This window comes from Haloarcula sp. HT12 (assembly GCF_055271655.1).
The window spans coordinates 448,576-468,874 of sequence record NZ_JBUXKW010000005.1; the positions used below are offsets into that span (position 1 = coordinate 448,576).

Below are 20,299 nucleotides of genomic sequence, written 5' to 3' on the forward strand. Positions count from 1 at the left end.
GCGTCGCCGGCCTACACTTCTTCCGGCAGCGCCGTCGAGCTTCCGAGTTCCTCGTCGATCTCGGCCTCGGCCATCTTCTCGACGAGGGCGTCGATGACCGACTCGCGTCGGCCCTTGACGAACTTGATGGAGCCGACGACGAGATGGCCGCCGCCGGAGACGCCGCCACCGTCGACTTCCTCGGTCAGTTCGGTGACCATCCGCGGGATGTCGAGCCGGACGCCGTCCGAGCGCAGGACGGCGAAGTCCGGGCCGTAGCCGATGGTGATGACGGGGTCGCCGGTCTCGGCGACCTTCCGGTCGTGAATCTCGCCGGTCGTCTTGCCCGGCGCGGGGTAGGTAAAGCGGTGGGCGTGGTTCTCCACGTCGATTGTGTAAAGGTGCGCGCCGTTGTCGAGGCGCTCGTGGTCGACGTGGCTCATCGCGGCATCGAGCTGGTCCTCGACGTCGCGCTCGGCCCGCTCCGAGAGGAACTCGACGACTTCCCCGTGGCGGTCTCGGTCGTCGCAGTCGACGTTGAGCACGTCAGTAATCAGTTCCTCGCCGGAGTTGTAGCGCAGCCAGTGGGTCGCATAATCCAGCGCCTCGCCGATGTCGCGCAGGTCGCTCTCGTCGTACCCCTTCTCGCCGGCGAGGTCGATGTAGTCCCGCATCGCCTCGGCCTCCGAGCGGTCCGACAGGCCCGCGACCGCGGGGACGTGCCGGAGGTCCTCGGTGAGGTCGGGGTCGATCATCCGGGCGAGTTCGACACACAGCATACCCGTTGTGATGCGGTAGTCCTCGTCGTGGAGGTAGGGGTTGACGTGTTGCTCGATGAGTGGCTCGACGGCTTCGGGGTCTGGGTGGTGGTGGTCGACGACGACGACCGGGATGTCGTAGTGCCGGAGGTTGCGGTAGGCCGGCGTGTCCTCCTCGGTGGAGCCGTTGTCAAGCATCAACAGCATCGGGAGTTTCTGGCCGTGGCGGGTGCGATCCTCCAGCGCGAAGTTGAGGTCCCGGGTCACGTCTTCCATCTCGTAGTAGGGGGCCTTGCTCGGCAGGCGCTTGAGGAGGTGCTGGGGGGCACTGGCGTCCTCGTACTGGGAGGCGATGAACGACTCCAGCGCGACCTGCAGCGGGACGCTCGCACAGAGCCCGTCGCCGTCGGCGTGGTGACGCATCCGGATCGGGCGACCCGAAAGCACCGTCTTGCGGAGTTCCGTCGCGACTTCGCGGAGGTCGTCCCACAGCTTTTCGAAGGCGGGCCACTCGACCAGCGGCTCCACGTCGGCCGGTTCGGCGGCCTCGGCCAGTGCGGCGTCGAGGTCGCTCTGGACGTCGGCGGCTGCCTCGCCGTCGAGGACGGTCAGCGATTCGGCCTCGACCTGCAGGCCGTCGTCGCGTTCCTCGGCGCGTCCGGAGACGCGGACGATGTCGTCGATTTCGACGTCGGGGTGGGCCCGGACGCCGGCCTCCTCGAAGGCGGCACACGGGACGATACCGGTCTCGTCGCGGACCTGGAACACAGTGGGGCCGCCGGTCTGTTTTATCTGGACGACCTGGCCCTCGACGATGACCGTCGTACCGGTGGCGTCGCCGAGGTCGCTGACGGTGGCCGAATCACCGTGTGCGACGTGCTGTTCCTCGTAGTCGGCGACCTGCACTTCCTCGAAACTCAGGTCGCCGTCGGGGCGAATCTCACCGAGTTCGACGATAAGCTCGTCGCCGACATCGTACTGGCCCAGGAGGTTCGAGTCGTGGACGAGTCCGGAGACAGCGTCGGAAAGATCGACGAATACGCCGTATTCGACGGTGCCATTGACGGTTGCGTGGTACAGTGCGCCTTCTTCGAGATCATCGGACGTACATTGGTCCGCGAGATCGTAGACGATGGTCCCGCCGTCGGGGACCGTGGCACCGTCACCGGTGCCAGTTGGCGAAGACATTTGTCAATCCTTCGGTGCTCCCCCGTTTGTACTCTTCGGAATCCGCGGAGGGGCGAACACAACGCGTAAAAAGCGCCCGACCCGACTTCGTGGTATGGGGTTGTTCCGAACGAGCGGGATACTCGGGATCGCGGAGTCCGCACTCGAGTTCGCGCTCGCAGCCTCCGAGGAGGCCCATCCCAACGAGTACATGGGCTTTCTCCGGGGCGATGACGCCAGCAAGCTCGGGCTCGACGACGACGGCACAGTGCTGACCGACGTACTGGTCATTCCGGGGACGGAGTCGAACCCGGTCAGCGCGACCGTCAAGACGAGCATGGTTCCAAACGACATGCGAGCGGCGGGGTCGATTCACTCCCACCCGAACGGCGTTCTCAAGCCTAGCGACGCCGACCTCGCCACGTTCGGTCGCGGCGACGTCCACATCATCGTCGGCTACCCGTACGGCCAAGACGACTGGAAAGCCTTCGACAGCGACGGCTCGGTCGTCGACCTCCCGGTACTCGACGTGGAGCCGCCGGAGGAGTCCTTCTTCGATTTCGACCAGGCCGACATCGACGCGGAACTGCGCGAGGAGGAGTTCGATCAGTGACCCGCGTCGTCGCACAGGGGACCTTCGACATTCTGCATCCGGGCCACGTCCACTACCTGCAGGACGCCGCAGACATGGGCGACGAACTGCACGTCATCGTCGCCCGCACGGTCAACGTCACACACAAGGAACCGCCGGTGGTCCCGGACGAGCAGCGCCGGGAGATGGTCGGCGCGCTCAAACCGGTCGACACCGCCCACCTGGGGCATCCCGAGGACATCTTCGTTCCCATCGAGCGCATCGAACCGGACATCATCGCGCTGGGCTACGACCAGCACCACGACGACGAGCAACTGGAAGCGGCGCTGTCCGCCCGCGGTATCGACTGTGAGATCCGTCGGGCCAGCCCGCTGGAGGCACAAGCGTCCGAGCGACTGCTTTCCACGGGGAACATCATCGACCGCATTATCGACGAACGCTGCTGAGAAGACAATATTTTCGGGGTTACAGCCCAACTAAGTGCTATGTCGACCGTTACGATAGGCCGAACGCTGGACGACCACGGCAACCCAGTGGCAGGAACCGGGTTCGAACTGGACCCCGACAGCTGGCTCGCCGACCGGATCCGGGAGTGGACCGGTCCCATCAGCTCACACCCGACACGGCCCGTGTGGGGCATCCCGCTAGAGAGCTCGGGTGATACGATCCGGACCCTCAGCGTCTTCGGAGCCGGCTACAGCGGACCGCCCGAACACTACCACGAGCAGAGCCCGGAACGCTTCGAGGTCGAGCGTGGCTCGCTGACGATGACGCTCGATGGGACGGACCGCGAGGTGACAGCGGGCGAGACGGCCACCGTCGAGACGGGCGTGACCCACACCTTCGAGAACCACACTGACGAACGCGCCATCGTCACTACACGGATCCACTCGCCGGGCCGGCTCCGGCAGGTGCTCCCGACGCTTGGCGGCTTGGCTCACGACAAGGAGGGCGACCCCGACAACCCGCTCCAGCAGGTCCTCATCGCGGACCGCCTCGACGGCAACACCGTCTTCACGAGACAGGAACGGCTCGAATCGCTGTCGAACCTGCTCACGCCAGTTGCGGAACTCGCCGGCTATCAAGGAGCCTACGCGAAGTACACGCAGCCAGCCTTCTGGGAGCGGCACGTCGAGCAGCCGGACCTGTAGCTCGCACCCCTCAGCCCTCGACGGTGACCGTCGCCTCCGAGACGACGCGTTCGTCCGAGGAATCCGTTCCAGCCTCGACCGCCAGCGCGTACCCCCCGGCCGACGCGTCGTCCGGGACGGCGACGGCCAGCGTTCCCGTCACCGAATCGGCGACGGGGTCCCAGACCAGTTCGGGCGGATAGGACTCCCGAATAGCGGTGGGTTCGGGCTCGAAGCTCTCGTGTGTTACCTGCCAGTTCTCGGGAATCTCGGCCAGCTGCCAGGTCATAACGCCGACGGACGAGGCTTGCACCTCTATCCGCGCCGTCTCACCGGCCGCGGCGGTCGCGTCCGACGTTTCGATTGCCAGACTGCCGCCCGAGCCGCCGCCAGGGGCCCCACAGCCGGCTAGAAAGAGCGTTCCGGCCGAGCAGGCGAGCATCGCTCTCCGAGTTCGCATACCGGCTGTTCCAGCGGTCGGGGGAAAACGGTTCGCACGGGAACTGCTGAAGCCCTGTCCGGTCCGAGTGCCGGCGCTGTGCAGAAACCGAGAGTAAAGCTCCGGGAAAACTGTACATCCGTGTTTCTTCGCCGCCGACCACGCTAAAAGACGACCATGAATACCAGGGGTTGGAATACATCGGTCAGGTGATTGTCCCCGCCCTCGAACGGGAAACTGCCATGTCAGCCACCGCAAGCGCGGTCGTGTTACAGACAGGGGGTCCCGCGATCTCCGCCGAGGCGGCCAGCTATCTCGCCGGGGGACTCGCGGCCCTCGCCGTCGGGTTAGCGGCGCTGGGATCGGGGTTCGCCGAACGCGGTATCGGCGCGGCGGCGGTCGGAGCCATCGCCGAGGATCCCGATATGTTCGGCCGGGGACTCATTCTCACAGTCCTGCCCGAGACGCTGGTCATCCTCACGCTGGTGACCGTGTTCGTCGTAACGTAGCGAAAGTAGCCGTTTCCGCGGCCCAGCACAATCTTTTGCCGCGTCCAGACGGATGTGCTATCGATTGTCGGCGAGAAGGGGTACTGCCAGTTCTTCAGATGAGGTCAGCCTCGGCCAGCCGGTCGACGGCCTCCTCCAGTCGCTCCTTGCTGTTGGCGTAGGAGATGCGGGCGTAGCCGGGCGTCCCGAACGCGGTTCCGGGGACAGTGGCGACCTGCGCCTCCGAGATAGCCTGATCGCACCATTCCGTGTCGTCTCCGTCGGGAGCGATTTCGGGCATCATGTAGAACGCGCCCTGTGGCTCGGGGACGTGCACGCCGTGGTCCTCGAACAGGCCAATGAGGAACTCGCGGCGCTCGGCGAAGGCCTGGCGCATCTCCTCGACGGCGTCGTCGGTGTTCCGGATCGCTTCGACGCCGGCGTGCTGGACGAAGTTGACGGCACACGAGACCGAGTGGGAGTGGACCTTGCCGGCCTGGGATACCAGTTCCTCCGGTCCGGCGAAGTAGCCAAGCCGCCAGCCGGTCATCGAGTAGGCCTTCGAGAAGCCATTGAGCGTGACCGTCCGGTCTTCCATGCCCTCAAGCGTGCCAAGCGAGATAGCCTCAGCGCCGTCGTAGGTAATCTCCTTGTAGATCTCGTCGGAGATCACAGTGATGTCGTGTTCGACGGCGAGGTCGCGGACGCCTTCCATCGCCTCGCGGGAGTACACCGCGCCGTGGGGGTTGCCCGGCGAGTTGACGACGAGCAGTTCCGTCTCGTCGGAGACGGCGTCGGCGAGGTCATCGAGCGCGCCCTCTAGCTGGAAGTCGTGGGCGGCGGTGTCGACGCGGGTCAGGGTCCCGCCGGCGAGTTTCGCCATCGCCTCGTAGGACACCCAGGCCGGGTCGAGCAGCGCGACCTCGTCGCCGTCGTCGATGACGGTCTGGAAGATCTCGTACAGCGCCTGCTTGCCACCGGGTGTGACGATGAGGTTGTCCGGCCCGTACTGGGTGAGGCCGTCCTCGTGAAGCTTGTCGGCGATGGCTTCCTTCAGTTCGGGGATGCCGTTCGAGGACGTGTAGCCGGTGTGGCCGGCGTCGAGTGCCTCCTTGGCGGCGTTCTTGATGTTTTCGGGCGTGTCGAAGTCGGGTTCGCCGACGCTCAGGTCGACGACGTCTTTCCCCTCGGCTTCCAGCTCTGCGGCCTTGTTGCTGATCGCGAGGGTCGCGCTCGGTTCTACACGTTCGACGCGGGAAGCGAAGTCCATAGTCATTGTTCGAGTTCTGTGGCGAGTTCGATCGCGCTCCGGACGGCCGAAGCGCCCTTGTCGGTTCGGGCCTCGGCTTCGTCCTGGCTCATACCCGGGCCGATGATGCCCAGCGTGACGGGGGTGTCGCGGTCGAGGGACACGTCGGTCAGCCCCTGTGCGGCGGCGTTGCCGATGACCTGATCGTGGTCGGTGTCGCCGCTGATGATCGCACCGAGGACGGCCACGGCGTCGACGTCCGACCGGCGCGCGAGCCGGTCGGCAGCCAGCGGCGTGTCGTAGGACCCCGGAACGTCAATCGATGCGACAATCTCAGCGTCGTTGTCGGCAGCGGCCTCGTGAGCCCCGTGCTCCATCTCCTCGATAACTGCCCCGTGTTTGTCGTACTGGGCGACGACCAGCCCGAGCTGCACCATATCTGATTTCCAGGCAGGGGCGACTAAAGAACTACCGTTCCGTCCTGCTCCGCGCAGTGTCGGCCACAGATTGTCAGCCACGCGACACCTGTTGGAAACCAGAAGGATTCTAATGCCCCATGTGCTTGAGCCAGGTATGGCTGAGTCGTCCCTGCCGTCTGCCCTCCACGATATCCGGGACCGGAGCCGGTCCTGGTTCGCGGACGACCCCCGCGCCACCGTGAAGCTCGTCGTCGCCGTGACGCTTCTCGGGTTGGTCCTCAGAGTCGTAGCGCTCGGGAGCCGCGTCGCCCACTTCGACGAGGGCCGGGTGGCCTACTGGGCGCTGCATCTCCGCGACTCCGGCTCGTTCGCGTACCGCTACATCATCCACGGCCCGTTCATCCAGCACGTCGATAGCTGGGTGTTCACCGTCGCCGCGCCGACGGATTTCACGATGCGGCTTCCGGTCGCTATCGTCGGCGGCCTCCTCCCGCTGACGGCGCTGCTGTTCCGCGAGCATCTCCGGTCGGACGAGACGGTGCTCATGGCCGCCTTTCTCGCGCTCAACCCTGTCCTCCTGTACTTCTCGCGGTTCATGCGCAGCGACGTGCTTGTCGCGGCGTTCATGTTCACCGCCTTCGGTCTGCTCGTTCGGTTTGTCGACACCCGGAAGGCGCGCTATCTCTACGGCGTCGGGGCGTTCATGGCGCTGGGGTTCGCCTCGAAGGAGAACGCTATCATCTACGTGCTGACGTGGCTGGGCGCGACCGGCCTGCTGCTGGCGAAGGTGCTCGTCCTCCCGAACGGCTACCGCGACGCGTTCGGCTTCCTCCGTCGCATCCCGAGTGCCGGCACAATCTGGGGCCGGCTGTCGGGCCGCTTCTGGGCGGACGTCCGGCTGGTCCGCGACATCGGCCGCTCGTTCCGTGACCGCCACGACAGCGCCGCGTCCGTCCTCGCGGCGTACGCGAGTCATATCGTCCTCGCCGCGCTGGTGTTCGGCCTGATCTCGCTGTTCTTCTACGCCCCTCGCGGGGCTGGCGTCGCCGGCCTCGAACACCCGCCAGCGCCGGCGGCAAGCGGCGACGTGAACTTCTGGTCGGGCGTGACGAACCCGTCGCTGTTTCCCGAACTCGTCCAGGCCACCTGGGAGCGCGTCGCTGACCAGTACAGCGAGTGGTTCTCGCCGGCCTCGGAGAAGGCGACGACGACAGATACGGGCCTCGTCGAATCCATCGAGACGTTCTACGAGAGCGTCGACGGCCACTACGAGGTGCTGTTGAAAGCGCTCGGTTACACCGCCGCACCGCTGCTCCTGTTCTCGCTGTTCGGATACGCGCTCGACCGACTCGGGACGGTCGAACCGCGGCACCTCGTTCCGTTTGCGGCCTACGGCGGCTACGTCTCCATTCTGGGCTACCCTATCGGAACCGACATCGGCGCGCCGTGGCTCGCCGTCCACGTCGTCGTCCCGCTGTCGATTCCGGCCGCCGTCGGACTCGCCGCCGTGGTTCGGTGGGGGAGCGAATCGCTGTCGGCCGACGACGTGACCGGAGCTGCAATCGCCGCCGCCTTCGTTCTGCTCGTTACCGCGCTCGTCGTCAACACTGCCGCCACGCGGGTGTACACGAACGAGCACCTCGAAGGGAACCCGCTGGTCCAGTACGCCCAGCCACAGGAATCGCTCCGGGCGGATCTGGCGGAGATGGACCGCATCGCGACGGCCAACGGAAACGGCACTGACGTGGTGATGTATCACGGGGAGAGCGGCGACGCCTACGACGGCGACGACGCCTACGTCAAGGAAAACCGCGGCCAGTGGAACGACTCGTGGTGGAACACCAGACCGACCTGTCTGCAGTGGTACAACTCGCTTCCGCTGCCGTGGTACTACGCGGCCGGCGACGTGAACGTCTCGTGTGAGAACCGACCCGATACGCTCGCCGAACAGGCCCAGGACGGGCAGCCGCCGATAGTAATTACCCAACGGATCGACAGCACGGTCCCCGTCGACCGACTCGAAGCCGCCGGATACGAGCCCCGAACCCACCGAATGCGGACGAAGTACAGCTCGAACGACATGACGGTGTGGGTCCACGAATCGTACGGCCGAGAAACGAACGCTTAACCCCGTTCCTGTGAAAGCGCGCGGTATGACGCTCACGTCACCAGGACCGACTGTCGGCGTGGTCGGCGGTGGCCAACTCGGCCGGATGCTGGGCGAGGCGGCCGCGCCGCTCGGCCTCGAACTGCTCGTGACCGACCCGACCCCGGACTGTCCGGCCGCGCCGGTGGTCCGCGATCAGCTCGTCGGCGACTTCGACGAGGAATCGACCCTCCGAGAACTCGCCGAACGTGCCGACTACCTCACGTTCGAGATCGAACTGGCCGACCCCGATGTCCTCGAACGGGTCGCCGAGGAGACGGGGACGCCGGTCCACCCCGACCCCGAGACGCTGCGGACGATTCAGGACAAGCTCGTCCAGAAGCGCCGGCTGGCCGACGCTGGCGTCCCGGTCCCCGAGTTCCGCGCCGTCGACAGCGCCGCGGACCTCCGTGAGGCCTGCGAGGAACTGGGCTACCCCGCGATGCTCAAGGCCCGGACCGGCGGCTACGACGGCCGTGGGAACGTCCCCGTCGAGGGCCCCGACGACGTCGAGGACGCCGTCGATGCGATTGCGGGGCCGGCGATGGTCGAGGAGATGGTCGACTTCGAGCGCGAGCTCGCGGTCATGGGCTGTCGCGGCGCGGACGAGCGTGACACGTTCCCGGTGACCGAGACCATCCACCGCGAGGAGATCCTTCGGGAGTCCGTCGCGCCGGCGCGAGCCTCGGCCACGGTCCGCGAGCGCGCCCGAGAGGTCGTCCACGACGTACTCGACGCGATGGACGGCCGCGGCGTGTTCGGCATCGAACTGTTCGAGACGAGCGACGGGGAGATTCTGCTCAACGAGATCGCACCGCGGCCCCACAACTCCGGCCACTGGACTATCGAGGGGTGTCACACTTCGCAGTTCGAGCAGCACCTGCGGGCCGTCACCGGCAAGCCGCTGGGGTCGACTGACCAGCGGTTCCCCACTGTTTCGACGAACATCCTCGGGGACGTTGCGGAGCGCCAGCCGGCGGAGTTGCAGGGTGAAAACGGCGTGCTGGAGACGCCGCGGGCGCACCTGCATTGGTACGGCAAGCGCGAGGTGTACGAGCTCCGGAAGATGGGGCACGTGACGCTGACGGCTGACGACCGTGACGGCCTGCTCGCCGACGCCCGCGACCTCCGTGACGGGCTGCGTTTCGATTCGACAGACTGACTTCCGAGTGAAGGCCGCGGACTGCCCGGTGGGCTCTCCGCGGTCCGGAACCGAGCGGTCTTTGGCTCTGCGGTCCCGAGTCACTGTATGGACCGACGGGATTTCCTCCGTGCGGCCGGCCCGGCAGCGGTCGCAGGATTCGCCGGCTGTCTCGGCGGTGGGAGCGCTGACACCGACTACGACGTGGGGATGTCCGCGAAGGCGTTTCGCCCGGTTCGCATCGCCGTCGAACCGGGAACGACCGTGCGGTGGCTCAACACGAGCAAGCAGGGCCACTCGGTCACAGCATACGAAGACGATATCCCCGACGAGGCCGACTACTTCGCCTCCGGCGGCTTCGACACCGAGCAGGCGGCCCGCGACAACTGGGGGAACTCCTCCGGCGGGACGATGTACGAGGGTGACGATTTCACGCACACCTTCGAGGTGCTCGGCGAGTACGCGTACTTCTGCATTCCACACGAGCGAGCCGGAATGGTCGGGACCGTCGTGGTGACCGAGGATCCGGACGCAGTAACGGACAGCGAGTAACGCCGCCGCTGTCGCCACTCTGTTAATGCTGGGTGCTTTTTCGGCGTGCTACGGACGCTGTCGGCACTACGTCGAGTGTCCACTCCGCTATGATCCAGCAGTTCACGCCGACCGCGTCGCTGTCAGAGTCCACGCCGGCCGCGTCGCTGTCAGGCTCGTTCTTTCGTTGCGGCGGAAAAATCGAACGTCGGTGCAGTAACGAAGTTAGGCTTCGACGTCGACGTCTTCCTCGTCCACGTCGACAGCGGTCTCCTCTTCGGCGGCGACTTCTTCCGGCCGCGCTTCGAGCGTGGTCTTCTTGATCTCGACGCGTCGGAGCGGGTAGATGTCCTTGGCCTCGCCGTAGATGGCGGAGGAGAGCCGACCCTCGACGACGCTGTCGATGAGCTGCTCGAACGTGCGGTCTTTGGCCGTCTCACGAACGAGGTCGATCATCGTCCGGCGGATGGCCTTCTCCTGGGAGGCGTCGGCCTTCTTCGTCGTCACGGCGACGGGCTGGATCTGGACGCGGTAGTCGTCCGTGGTCAGCACGGTGATGTAGGCTTCGACCTTCGAGGAGCCCCGTCGGACGAGCGAGCGGAGGTAGTCCCGCGTGAGCTCGTGGCGGATGAACTCCGTATACGCCGAGTCCGAGGCGACCTCGTTGATCTTGAAGGTCAGCTTCGTGTTGTTCTCGCTGGCGTCGTTCGTGAGTTCGCCCAGCGTGGTTTCGATGGTGCGTCCGAGCACCTTGTCCGGTTCGTCTGCCGGTGTCTTACCGAGAACCTCCCGGTCGAACTGCTCGGGAGCCTGCACGGTGTACCACCGTTTCTGTTCTGTGCGCTTTGAAACGCTTCGTTCACTCATGGTTGGATTGTGTGTGTTGGTCTGCGAGCTGTGCTGCAACCCGGATGTTGACGACGTAGTCGTCGACGGTCGCCTGCAGGCCGCCGGTCGAGTCGCGCTCGACGGTCGTGACCACGGCGTCGCCCTCGACGCGCGTGGTCATCTCGTCGGTGTTGTCGGGCCGCACCGCGCGTGCGACGCGTTCGGGCGAGTCGTGCGTCGTCCGAATCTCGGCCCGTCTCATACTGCCTCCCGGAACGCTTCGATGAAATCCGCCGTCGAGACGTCGAACCGAGCGCGCGCGCGGTCGCCCGTCCCGATGGCGTCGCCACCGACGCGGTCGGCGGCTGCATCCATCGCCGCTGCGACATCCCGGCCGTCCGTGGCGCGGGCCGCGGCCCGGTCGTCGGTGACGACGAGCGTCACCGGCTCCGGCGAGCGGAAGTCCGCGAGCAGTCTGGCGACGGTGCCGGTCGGCATCGCGTCGCCGCGGGCGACGAACAGGCCGTCGTACCGGCCCGTGGTCGCCACGGACACTGCTTCGTGGGCGCGCGTGGCGTGACTGCGCCAGGCGGCCAGCGCGTCCTCGCGGGCGGCCTCGTGGCCGAGCGCGAGCGCGATAGCGGCGCCCGGTTGTTCGCGGGCAGCGGCGTCGAGCACGTCGGCGTAGCCACCGACCGTCTCGAACGGGCCGCCCACGGTCGGGCGGAGCGCGCGCTGGACCGCGTCGGCGGCCCGGGGCGGCGCGTCCGCGGTGACGGCAAGGGCGACCAGCGACGCGAGGCGTCGGTGGTCGTCGGCCGAGCGGTCCGCGGACCGAATCTGGTCCGCGTCGAGACCCAGGTCGGCGAGTGTGGCCTGCGCCGAGTCGGTATCGCCCGAGAAGGGCGCGACGAACAGCGCCAAGTGGGCCAGCCCGTCCGCGAGGTCCGCCGTTGGAACGGCGACGCCGGGCCTGCGTTCGAGGCCGGCCTGCTCGGCCGCTTCGGCGATGGTCCCATCTACCTCCCCGGCGGCAATCGTGCCAGCCAGGGCGAGCGCGGGGTCGGCCGTCCCGCCGAGTTCGCGGGCGGTCTCGAAGGCGGTCGCGGCAACGCGGTCGGTCAGCGCCACGTCGGCGGTCGGCTGCGTGCGACCGATGGCGACGGTGATGTCGGTCTCCGTGGTCCGGTCGGGGTCCTCGAACGGGCGGACGACGGTCGCCTGGAACGGCGTGTCGTCCAGGGCCCGCGCCAGCAAGCCTGTCGCGGCCAGCGCCTCACCGGTCGCGTCGCTGACGAGGCGCCCGAAGTCGGCATCGCGCAGCGACTCGGCGAGGTCGCCCGGCGACGTGGCTGGCGTCGGTTCCCGACCGGTCGCCGACATCTATTCGAGACCCAGCGCCTCGACGGCGTTGTCGTAGCTGTAGGTGAAGTCCTCGTCGACCTCGTCACCACGGTAGTAGTCGATGAGGCGTCGGATCTTCGACTGCGTGTTCTGGAGCGCACGCTTGTTCTGGTAGTCACCGGGGTTCTCGTCCATGTGGTCGCGAAGGCGGACGGCCCGCTCGAGCAGGTTCCGAAGGTCTTCCGGCAGGTCCGGCTCGGCTTCGTTCTCCTCGAGGATCTCGGTGACTTTCTTGCCGGTCGCGAGCGAGACGTCAGGGATCGGCGTGCCCTGAACGCCCTCGTCGCGCAGCTTCAGGCCGATCTCGCTGGGCGAGTGGCCCTGTTCGGCCAGTTCGACGACGCGCTCTTCGATTGCGTCCTCGTCGACGTCACTCCACTCCGGGGGTTCGTCTGCCGCCGGTTTGTCCGAGTCGGACGAACCGCGACGGCGTGTATGCATTCGTGCCATTGTAATCTGGTTGGAACCGCACGAACCGCTCTCGTTACGAGGCGTATTGGCACTGTACAGTGCCGAACACGGCCGCAATCCCGAGCCATGGAAACCCACGGCGAGTCAGATTTGCGGTCGTGCTGTTCCCACCTCCCTGTCTGAGAGGGGGCGACTAAACCGTTCCGCTTCCCGGTCGTGTCTCGAACCGGCGACGCCGCTGGCGAATCCGCCCGCAGGCGACATCTTTGCAGTATTACAATTGATAACTTGCCCGCCTCTTTTAAGTAATCTGTCGGGATAGATGTGAGTAGTATGGGTAACGCTGAGCGGAGACTCGGACGTCGTGGACAGAGTGCTCCGCTCGGGCTTGCGCTAGTTTTTGCGGTAATGATTATCTCGACGACAGCGGTCGTCGCACTGGGTGCCGACGCAATCACGAGCACGCAGACGCAACTCGACGTGGAACGGACTGAGAAGTCACTGACGGAATTCAATTCCAAAACCGCGCTCGTAGCGCTCGGACAGACGGACGTCCAGCAGGTCTCCCTTCCCGCGAGCAGTTCGAGCGGGTATCGTATCGACGAGGACGCCGGGTGGATGAACGTCTCCTATCAGAATACGACATCCGGGAACCGAACGACTGTGTTCAACGAGTCGATGGGCGAGGTAGCCTATCACGGCAGTGACGAGACGCGACTCGCGTATCAGGGGGGCGGCGTCTGGCGGTCCAACGGCGACGGAACGTCGGTGATGGTGTCCCCGCCGGAGTTTCATTACCGGGACGCGACGCTGACGCTTCCCCTCGTGACAGTGAGCGGGTCCGGGGCAATCAGCGACGGGGCGTCGATATCCCACAACCGGACGACGTCGCACTTCCCGAACAGCACTCGCAACGAGAACTTCACGAACCCGCTGGAACAAAAGCGGGTCAACATCACCGTCCAGAGCGAGTACTACCGAGCATGGGGCCGTTACTTCGAGGAACGGACGGACGGGGAGGTGACCTTTCATGACAACTCCGAAAAGGTATCCATTGTTCTGAAGGTGCCAGCAGGCCCCCGCAAGGTGCGAAACGCCGTCGCGGCGACGTCCGGTTCGGGGTCGATCAAGATGTCCGGGAACGGTGCCTTCACCGACAGCTATTCGTCCGGCGACGGTGACGGCTACACTGCAAGCGAGGCGGGCAATGGCGGGAATCTCTCTACCGCTGGCGATGTCATTATTACCGGGAAGGCGACGCTGAACGGGAACATCACGTCAGGCGGGCGTGTTGAATTCAGCAGCAACGCTATGACCTACAACGGACAGCGGGTCGAATGGGCGACTGCGTTCGATGATTCCCACGGGAACTGTAACCCGCCGACTTGTTCCGACGAACAGATCGACTCGTTCGAGGGACCACAGAACATCAATTCGTACGTGAACACGACTGTTGACGGACTCCAGTCCTCGAACGACAACAGCGGGACCATCGCCGGCGACGGCGTCATCGATGGGACCGAAGGGACGACGACGCTGTCAGCAGGCCGGTATCACGTCGATAAGATCGATCTGAGCAACGATGTCGAACTGGATACGACTGGCGGCGATGTCGTTATCGGTGTCGAAGATTACGTCGATATTGGTGCCAGCACCATCGAGGTGTCCGGCCCGAACGAGGTCAAGATATACGTTCGTGGTGCGAACGCAGTTTCGAAAGGTGGCAGCGATTACCACTTCTTCTCGGAGGACGGCGACATCCTCACGACCGGCGGCGTCAGCGAGAACTCGTCACAGGTGTGGATATACGGGCAAGACGATATGCAGGCCAGAGTCGAAAAGGGGTCGGGCGGCGCTAAAGTGACCGGTGTCATCTACGCCCCTGGCGGTGACGCTGGGTCGAGTCGGTTCGAGATACGGCAGAGCGATTTCTACGGCGGTGTAGTAACGAGCGAGGTCGAACTCGAGCAACAGGGGAGCGTCCATTTCGATCAGACGCTCCAACAGCGGCGGACGATTCCCAAGGACACGAGCGTGGTTGCGATCACCTATCTCCACATTTCGACGAACGACGTCAATATCACGTCCAACTGACAGCCGACACGTCCACTGCATCACTATCAAAGTTGGTAGGGCTTGCCGGCGGCCTATTTTCACTGTAGCTGCCAGAGATGGCCGCTGGTGACAACTATTGATGCTCCGGCCAGCAACCTTATCAGCTGTGATAACTACTGTCGGATAATGCAACTCCCCTGGGGTCAGGGTCGGGATCAGCGACGGGCACAATCGGCCCCGCTCGGGCTGATACTGGTCCTCAGTCTCGTCATTGTCGGGTCGGGCGTCGTTGTCAGCCTGGGAGCGACGGCGCTGGTCGATACTGAGTCCGGGCTTGATGTCTCCCGGGCGGAAACGGGAATGACCCAGTTGGACTCCCAGGCGGCCCTGGTGGCGCTTGGGAACTCCGACAGCCAGCGGGTGTCGCTCGTTGGGACGGACAAATCCACGTACCGGATCGACGACACCGCCGGTCGGATGACCGTCAACATCACCAACCACTCGGCGTCGCCCCCGACGACGGTTACGCTGATGGACGAGCGACTCGGGGCGGTCATCTACGAAAACGGGAACCAGAAGGTCGCCTATCAGGGCGGCGGGGTGTGGCGGCGCTCCGACAGCGGGAGTGTCATGGTTTCGCCGCCGGAGTTCTACTACCGCGACGCGACGCTGACGCTCCCGCTTATTACCGTCCGCGGTGACCGCTCGCTTGGCTCACGGGCGAGCATCTCGAAAGCCGGCACGACGCAGGTGTATCCCGACCCGGAGGCAGGGAACATCAATCCGCTGGATACCGGGACGGTCAACATCACCGTCCAGAGCGAGTACTACCGGTCCTGGGGGCGCTACTTCGAAGAACGGACTGACGGCGACGCACACTACGACCACGAAAACGAAAGCGTCACCACGACGCTAGTCGTGCCGACGGGGCCGCGAGAAGTGACGAGTGCTGTCGCGGCCACCTCCGCCGGCGGACAGATTACGCTCTCCGGCAGCGGCACCGACCCCGCCCGAACGGACAGCTACAACTCGTCTGTCGGCGACTACTCGGCCTCACGGGGATCGTTCGGCACGATCACCACAGCCGGTGACATCTACGTGAAAGGAAACAGCAAGGTAAACGGCTCCGTTCGGTCCGGTGAGCGTGTCGAGGTCAAGGGGAGCGGCGTCGTCACCCGCGACGTGGAGTACTCGACAACGAAGCACATCAAGGGCACTGTGAACGGCGATGTTAGGCAGATCTCGGGCGTCGAGGGGGCCGGCGCCATCGACGGCCTGGTGAACCGACGAGTCGCCAACGCGAGCAGCACCAACAACAACAGCGCGACCGGCAGTATCTCCGGGAACCAGCTTTCCGCCGGTGACCAGACGCTGGACGCGGGCACGTACTACCTGGAGGACCTGACGCTAAGCGGCGAGACGCTGACGATTAACACGGGCGGTGACGACGTGACCATCGCCGTCCGGGACTACGTCTATATCGAGAACAACGGGAGGATCAAAATCAACGGCGGCGGCAAAGTCCGTCTCTACGTCAAAGGCGACGCCATGTCCGCCAGCGGCCACCACTTCCACATCTACCGGGAAGGGAGCGTCGACATCGATACCGCCAGGAACTCGAAGCAGTTCTGGGTGTACGGTCAGTCGGACTTCGACGCCGCTATCGAGGGCGATACCGCCACCCCGCAGTTCGAGGGCGTGATATACGCACCCGCTGGCGGCGTTGGTGCCAGCAGCGTTTACGTGAAAAAGGCCGAGCTGTACGGTGGCCTCGTCGCCGGCTCCGTCGAGGTCGATAACGGCGGGCTGGTCCACTACGACCGGGCGCTCAGAAACGAACGAGCCGTCCCGAAGAACACGAACATCATCCGGCTGACGTACCTCCACGTCTCGGAGAACCGGATCAACGTCACTAGCGGGTAGTCGCCGGCTACTGGTCGATTCCGACTGCAATGTCGTGGTAGACGACGTACGTCCGGTCGATTCCACCCGAGGACGCCGTGAAGTTACACCAGCCGTTGGCCCCACAGGCGAACCCCTCCCGCTCGAAGTACGACTGCCAGAGCGCCTCTCGCTGTGGGTCCGAGTCGACACTGACGTTGACGTGTTCGATGTTGCCGCCGGTATCGGCAAAGGAGACGTTGCTGTTCCGGTGGTTCGTCCGAACGAGCACCGTCGACCCGCCCAGGCTCTGCTGGTCACCGGCGGTGGTGCCGACCACGGTGATAAGCACGCGGTCGTCCGAGACGAGTATCGGCGGCGTCCGTTTTTGCACTCCACCGTCCCGGTTCGTTCGGTATACGGCCCCCGCTTCGTAGACGAGCTCTCGCTCCTGATTGCCGGCGTAAATGATCGGTCGTATCTCCCACGTCCCGACGTCCTTGGGGGCGGTCCCGTCGTGGACTTGCACCGATATCGTCGTGTTTTCGCCCGTCCTGAGCGACGCTTCACCGAGACTGACCTCCGTCGCGCGGCTCGGCGCGCCCTGTTTGTGGAGGTCCGCGATGTTGTCGGAGAGCACGTCGAACGCCCGTTCGGCGTTCTCCATCTGCTCCGCGTCCCGGGCGTTCTGTAACGCCCCCAGGCCGCTCACTGAGACGAGAATTATCGACGCCACGATGAGACTGAACACCAGGGCAAAGCTCAGCACCTCACTGACACCGCGGTCAGCCATCTCGCACCTCCAGTTGCCCGCTCGATTCGTCGTAGAACACGGTTATCACACCGCCGCCAGCGGTGGAGTCACCCAGATCTGTCCGGCTCTTGAGTGTGACAGTCACCGACACGTCCGGTGAAGTCGATTCGAGGACGAGTTCATCGGCGGGAGGGTCAATCGAGACCCGGTAGGTGCTGCCACTCACCCGCGTCGGGAACGTGTGATTCAGCCGCGCTGTCGGGTCGTTGTCGGCGGCAACCACCAGCCGGTCGATACGCGCGATGTCGGCGGCGACCTGCTGTCCGATGACTTCGAGTTCGTCCCTGATGACCTGCTCCTGCCGGCTCTCGACGAAATTTCCGCCGGCAATCAGAAGTCCGGACACCAGAATCGAGGCGATGGCCAGACTCAGCGTGTAGCTCAGCGTCGTCGAGACGGCGCGGTTACGACGCATCCGGCTCACCCGGGGCCACCCGTATCTTTGCCTCGTACTGTAAGTTCGACGTGTCATAGCGGTAGCGGACGGTCGCGTTGTATATCGCGGTCGTACTGAACGGTGACGCGGGTGCTGTATCGAGCGTGTTGGCCGGCGTGCTATCGAGGACGACCATCGAGTAGTTTCCCCGAATCTGATCGCCCGACTCGTAGGTGATGTTGTACTCGTCGCCGACGCCGTGGGCGAACCGCCCGTCGAAGCTCCCGCCCTGGAGCGAGAGACAGGGTTCGCCCTGGACTGTTCCGCCGGTCACGTCGATATGAGCGTACGGCTCCTCTATGGGGACGGAGCACGTCTGTGTCCCGCCAGACGGTGGTTCGACTTCCACGTTCACGGCTCCACTGGGTCCGACAGCACCCCAAATTCGCATCGTCCATTTCGGGTTGCCGCCGGTCCCGTTCGCCCTGACGACGAACTCGCTTCCCGAACTGGGGAGTGCTGTCGCGTTGATGACGAACCGTCTGGTCGCGTTCGTCCCGTCGCCCGGGCGCGTGACCCGCTCTCTGACCATCCAATCGGCACTCGGCGTCGCTTCGCCGGATTCAAACGTTGACGTGTCGGTCTGAGCGATTCGCGTACCATAGGTCGGCGAACCGGCGAGGGTGGCGTTCACCAGCGTCCCGCTGGTTACCCGCTGGCGCTCCGTCTGCGTACTGACGGTCCCCATGCTCTCACGCAAACTGGTTTCGAGCGCTGCCTGGGACGAGTGGTTGTACCTGTTGGCCGCGGTGACGCCCTGTCCGGCGTTCGTTTCGACCATCGCCCGCATCTCCAGCGCGTCGTTGCTCCCGGCGATCTCGCCCCGACTGGCGAGGTTCTGCGTGTAGATCGCGGAGTTGACGACCAGCGCGAGCCCGATGAACGTCACCGCCAGGGCCAACGCGGCGATGAGGATTATTTGTCCGCGGTCGTCGTCGTTCAGATGCGCCACGCGACCACCTCCACGCTAACCGTATTGTAGACGTTCTTTCCGGTGTCCGACACCGTGTAATCGGTCGTCGGATCGCCGAGCCGTGTGCTGTTGCGCGTCCCGTCCTCGTCGCGCAGGTGGTCGTCGTCCATGAGCGTGATCGTATGGCTGGCACGCACCGCGTTATCGCTCGGTTCGCCGCTGTAGATGTATCGGGTCGTGACGGTTCGTTCCTCCGTGTTCTGGAACCTGATATACACGTTGTAGGCGATTCCCCGTTGGTCGAACGCACGCTCCAGCAACTCTCCGAACCGATTGTCCGGCGGCCCGTTCGTGTAGTACTCCCGCCCACCGGCCGTGTTGTGGAACTGTGCCGTGCTGTTGTTCCAGTACAGGACGGCCGGTTTCAGTGCGTCCTCTGCCGCCGCGGAGGCGAGGACGCCGTGGCCGATTGCCTGCTGCTGGTTCTCGATGTGCTGGCTCGACGTACTCGCGGACAGCGGCGTCACCGCTGTCATCTGCAGCGCGAACACCAGGCTTGCGAGTAACAACATCCCGCTGACGATGGCTTCGAGCGTGTGCGCCTGCGCACGCATGCTACCACATCACCACGCGTACTGTGACGTCTTGTCCGTTCAGTGAAACCACTCGCAACGCAGTGACCGACGCGTCGTTGCTTGTCGGCGGGTTGCCACCCGCAGTGAGTGTCGTTCCACAGCCAGCCCCGGCCTCGACCAGTTCCTCGTTCGCTCCGTCCCAACAGAGAATTTCGTCGGCGGCTGGCGTCGCCGTCGCGTTCCCCCGGATCGTTACGTTCACGTTCTCCCGAACCGGGTCGAGTCCCACCCGCTCTTCCGTACTCCCGCCGGATTCGTAGCCACACTCAGAGGGCGGTGCGTTCCCAGCGAAGAACTCCCGTGTACAGTGTTCGTCCAGGACGTACGGCTGCTGTGGCGAACCGAGCATCCCCATTGTGAGTCCATCAGCGACTCTGTCGGTCGTGACCGTCTCCTCTTGGACCCCCGCGGAAAACGGTGACAACAGTCCCGGAATGAACAGGAAAATGAATATCAGCACGCTCAAAAACAGGCTCATCCCGATCGCGAAATCGAGCGTGGTCTGCCCGCGTTTGCGCTCGTCGATCCAGAATGACCGGCTGACAAGCCGGCTGTTAGACTGCGTCTCGTTTCTCCTACGGTTCATAAGCCTGAGTCACTAAACTGAGATTACTGTAGGGATGGTATCAGGCGTTATAACCATTGTGGCCGTACTGTAACTGCGATTACCAGATTTTCACACGCCATGCGAGGGCGGTGCAATACCGGTTCGTGTCGAAACCGTGTGGGGTCGGTTCTCTATGTCCCGGTGCTTCGATGGGTTTAAGCAATCCCATCGGGAACCAGTGATTGCACGCAAGGGCTCGTAGATCAGGGGTAGATCACTCCCTTGGCATGGGAGAGGCCCCGGGTTCAAATCCCGGCGAGTCCATCCTAATTTTAC

General features: G+C 64.8%; 22 protein-coding genes and 1 tRNA gene. 10 read left to right on the forward strand and 13 right to left on the reverse strand.

Annotation, left to right across the window (positions count from 1 at the left end):
- Positions 1-11: 11 nt before the first annotated feature.
- Positions 12-1,925, reverse strand: coding sequence for a DHH family phosphoesterase (locus ACY9XZ_RS18715; RefSeq protein ID WP_463458511.1), 1,914 nt, complete (start codon positions 1,923-1,925; stop codon positions 12-14).
- 94 nt (positions 1,926-2,019) lie between these two features.
- Between ACY9XZ_RS18715 and ACY9XZ_RS18720 the strand changes: the two genes are divergently transcribed.
- The 3 genes from ACY9XZ_RS18720 to ACY9XZ_RS18730 are packed head-to-tail and all read left to right on the forward strand — an operon-like array spanning position 2,020 to position 3,647.
- Entirely contained in the window at positions 2,020-2,517 is a 498-nt protein-coding gene (locus ACY9XZ_RS18720; protein ID WP_463458512.1) for a Mov34/MPN/PAD-1 family protein, read from the forward strand.
- Complete coding sequence (locus ACY9XZ_RS18725; RefSeq protein ID WP_463458513.1) at positions 2,514-2,942, forward strand: adenylyltransferase/cytidyltransferase family protein; 429 nt, start codon at positions 2,514-2,516, stop codon at positions 2,940-2,942. The genes ACY9XZ_RS18720 and ACY9XZ_RS18725 overlap by 4 nt, the downstream gene beginning before the upstream one ends.
- A gap of 39 nt (positions 2,943-2,981) precedes the next feature.
- Entirely contained in the window at positions 2,982-3,647 is a 666-nt protein-coding gene (locus ACY9XZ_RS18730) for a cupin domain-containing protein (protein WP_463458514.1), read from the forward strand.
- Positions 3,648-3,657: 10 nt separating this feature from the next.
- On the opposite strand, the gene ACY9XZ_RS18735 is transcribed toward ACY9XZ_RS18730, so the two are convergent.
- Entirely contained in the window at positions 3,658-4,086 is a 429-nt protein-coding gene (locus ACY9XZ_RS18735) for a hypothetical protein (RefSeq protein ID WP_463458515.1), read from the reverse strand.
- A 221-nt stretch (positions 4,087-4,307) separates the two neighbouring features.
- Between ACY9XZ_RS18735 and ACY9XZ_RS18740 the strand changes: the two genes are divergently transcribed.
- Positions 4,308-4,574 (forward strand): ATP synthase subunit C, encoded by a 267-nt coding sequence (locus ACY9XZ_RS18740; RefSeq protein WP_463458516.1) that lies wholly within the window; start codon positions 4,308-4,310, stop codon positions 4,572-4,574.
- Positions 4,575-4,668: 94 nt separating this feature from the next.
- Here the strand turns inward: ACY9XZ_RS18740 and ACY9XZ_RS18745 are convergent, their stop codons facing one another.
- Together ACY9XZ_RS18745 and ribH are read right to left on the reverse strand one after the other, a co-directional pair.
- A complete protein-coding gene (locus ACY9XZ_RS18745) occupies positions 4,669-5,829 on the reverse strand; it encodes a pyridoxal phosphate-dependent aminotransferase (RefSeq protein ID WP_463458517.1) in 1,161 nt (386 codons plus the stop codon).
- Positions 5,826-6,239, reverse strand: coding sequence for a 6,7-dimethyl-8-ribityllumazine synthase (gene ribH, locus ACY9XZ_RS18750; RefSeq protein WP_463458518.1), 414 nt, complete (start codon positions 6,237-6,239; stop codon positions 5,826-5,828). The genes ACY9XZ_RS18745 and ribH overlap by 4 nt, the downstream gene beginning before the upstream one ends.
- Positions 6,240-6,375: 136 nt before the next feature.
- Here ribH and ACY9XZ_RS18755 point away from each other — a divergent pair, with 136 nt between their 5' ends.
- From ACY9XZ_RS18755 to ACY9XZ_RS18765, 3 genes are all read left to right on the forward strand, one after another.
- On the forward strand, positions 6,376-8,349 hold the full coding sequence (locus tag ACY9XZ_RS18755; RefSeq protein ID WP_463458519.1) for a flippase activity-associated protein Agl23: 1,974 nt from the start codon (positions 6,376-6,378) through the stop codon (positions 8,347-8,349).
- A gap of 25 nt (positions 8,350-8,374) precedes the next feature.
- Positions 8,375-9,529, forward strand: coding sequence for a 5-(carboxyamino)imidazole ribonucleotide synthase (locus ACY9XZ_RS18760; protein ID WP_463458520.1), 1,155 nt, complete (start codon positions 8,375-8,377; stop codon positions 9,527-9,529).
- A 243-nt stretch (positions 9,530-9,772) separates the two neighbouring features.
- A complete protein-coding gene (locus tag ACY9XZ_RS18765) occupies positions 9,773-10,060 on the forward strand; it encodes a plastocyanin/azurin family copper-binding protein (RefSeq protein WP_463458521.1) in 288 nt (95 codons plus the stop codon).
- 204 nt (positions 10,061-10,264) lie between these two features.
- On the opposite strand, the gene ACY9XZ_RS18770 is transcribed toward ACY9XZ_RS18765, so the two are convergent.
- The 4 genes from ACY9XZ_RS18770 to ACY9XZ_RS18785 are packed head-to-tail and all read right to left on the reverse strand — an operon-like array spanning position 10,265 to position 12,721.
- Complete coding sequence (locus tag ACY9XZ_RS18770; RefSeq protein WP_151100177.1) at positions 10,265-10,906, reverse strand: 30S ribosomal protein S3ae; 642 nt, start codon at positions 10,904-10,906, stop codon at positions 10,265-10,267.
- The gene (locus tag ACY9XZ_RS18775; protein WP_004518217.1) at positions 10,899-11,129 is read right to left on the reverse strand and encodes a KEOPS complex subunit Pcc1; all 231 of its coding nucleotides are present in this window, start codon (positions 11,127-11,129) and stop codon (positions 10,899-10,901) included. The genes ACY9XZ_RS18770 and ACY9XZ_RS18775 overlap by 8 nt, the downstream gene beginning before the upstream one ends.
- Complete coding sequence (locus ACY9XZ_RS18780) at positions 11,126-12,250, reverse strand: hypothetical protein (protein WP_463458522.1); 1,125 nt, start codon at positions 12,248-12,250, stop codon at positions 11,126-11,128. Before ACY9XZ_RS18780 ends, ACY9XZ_RS18775 begins: the two co-directional genes overlap by 4 nt.
- A complete protein-coding gene (locus tag ACY9XZ_RS18785) occupies positions 12,251-12,721 on the reverse strand; it encodes a 30S ribosomal protein S15 (protein WP_008313088.1) in 471 nt (156 codons plus the stop codon).
- A 294-nt stretch (positions 12,722-13,015) separates the two neighbouring features.
- Here ACY9XZ_RS18785 and ACY9XZ_RS18790 point away from each other — a divergent pair, with 294 nt between their 5' ends.
- Both ACY9XZ_RS18790 and ACY9XZ_RS18795 read left to right on the forward strand, forming a co-directional pair.
- Entirely contained in the window at positions 13,016-14,776 is a 1,761-nt protein-coding gene (locus ACY9XZ_RS18790; protein WP_463458523.1) for a DUF7289 family protein, read from the forward strand.
- Positions 14,777-14,923: 147 nt separating this feature from the next.
- Entirely contained in the window at positions 14,924-16,660 is a 1,737-nt protein-coding gene (locus tag ACY9XZ_RS18795) for a polymer-forming cytoskeletal protein (protein WP_463458524.1), read from the forward strand.
- Between the two features lie 7 nt (positions 16,661-16,667).
- Here the strand turns inward: ACY9XZ_RS18795 and ACY9XZ_RS18800 are convergent, their stop codons facing one another.
- The 5 genes from ACY9XZ_RS18800 to ACY9XZ_RS18820 are packed head-to-tail and all read right to left on the reverse strand — an operon-like array spanning position 16,668 to position 20,002.
- On the reverse strand, positions 16,668-17,411 hold the full coding sequence (locus tag ACY9XZ_RS18800; protein WP_463458525.1) for a DUF7289 family protein: 744 nt from the start codon (positions 17,409-17,411) through the stop codon (positions 16,668-16,670).
- Positions 17,404-17,847, reverse strand: a complete 444-nt coding sequence (locus ACY9XZ_RS18805) for a DUF7266 family protein (protein ID WP_463458526.1) — start codon at positions 17,845-17,847, stop codon at positions 17,404-17,406. The genes ACY9XZ_RS18800 and ACY9XZ_RS18805 overlap by 8 nt, the downstream gene beginning before the upstream one ends.
- Positions 17,837-18,820 carry a DUF7261 family protein gene (locus tag ACY9XZ_RS18810; RefSeq protein WP_463458527.1) on the reverse strand — a complete coding sequence of 328 codons (984 nt, stop codon included), beginning with the start codon at positions 18,818-18,820 and terminating at the stop codon, positions 17,837-17,839. Before ACY9XZ_RS18810 ends, ACY9XZ_RS18805 begins: the two co-directional genes overlap by 11 nt.
- Positions 18,808-19,395, reverse strand: coding sequence for a DUF7288 family protein (locus ACY9XZ_RS18815; RefSeq protein ID WP_463458528.1), 588 nt, complete (start codon positions 19,393-19,395; stop codon positions 18,808-18,810). Before ACY9XZ_RS18815 ends, ACY9XZ_RS18810 begins: the two co-directional genes overlap by 13 nt.
- Position 19,396: 1 nt before the next feature.
- Positions 19,397-20,002: a DUF7287 family protein gene (locus tag ACY9XZ_RS18820; RefSeq protein ID WP_463458529.1), complete on the reverse strand. Its 606-nt coding sequence runs from the start codon at positions 20,000-20,002 to the stop codon at positions 19,397-19,399.
- A 213-nt stretch (positions 20,003-20,215) separates the two neighbouring features.
- Here ACY9XZ_RS18820 and ACY9XZ_RS18825 point away from each other — a divergent pair.
- Positions 20,216-20,287 (forward strand) — tRNA-Ala (locus ACY9XZ_RS18825).
- Positions 20,288-20,299 lie beyond the last annotated feature (12 nt).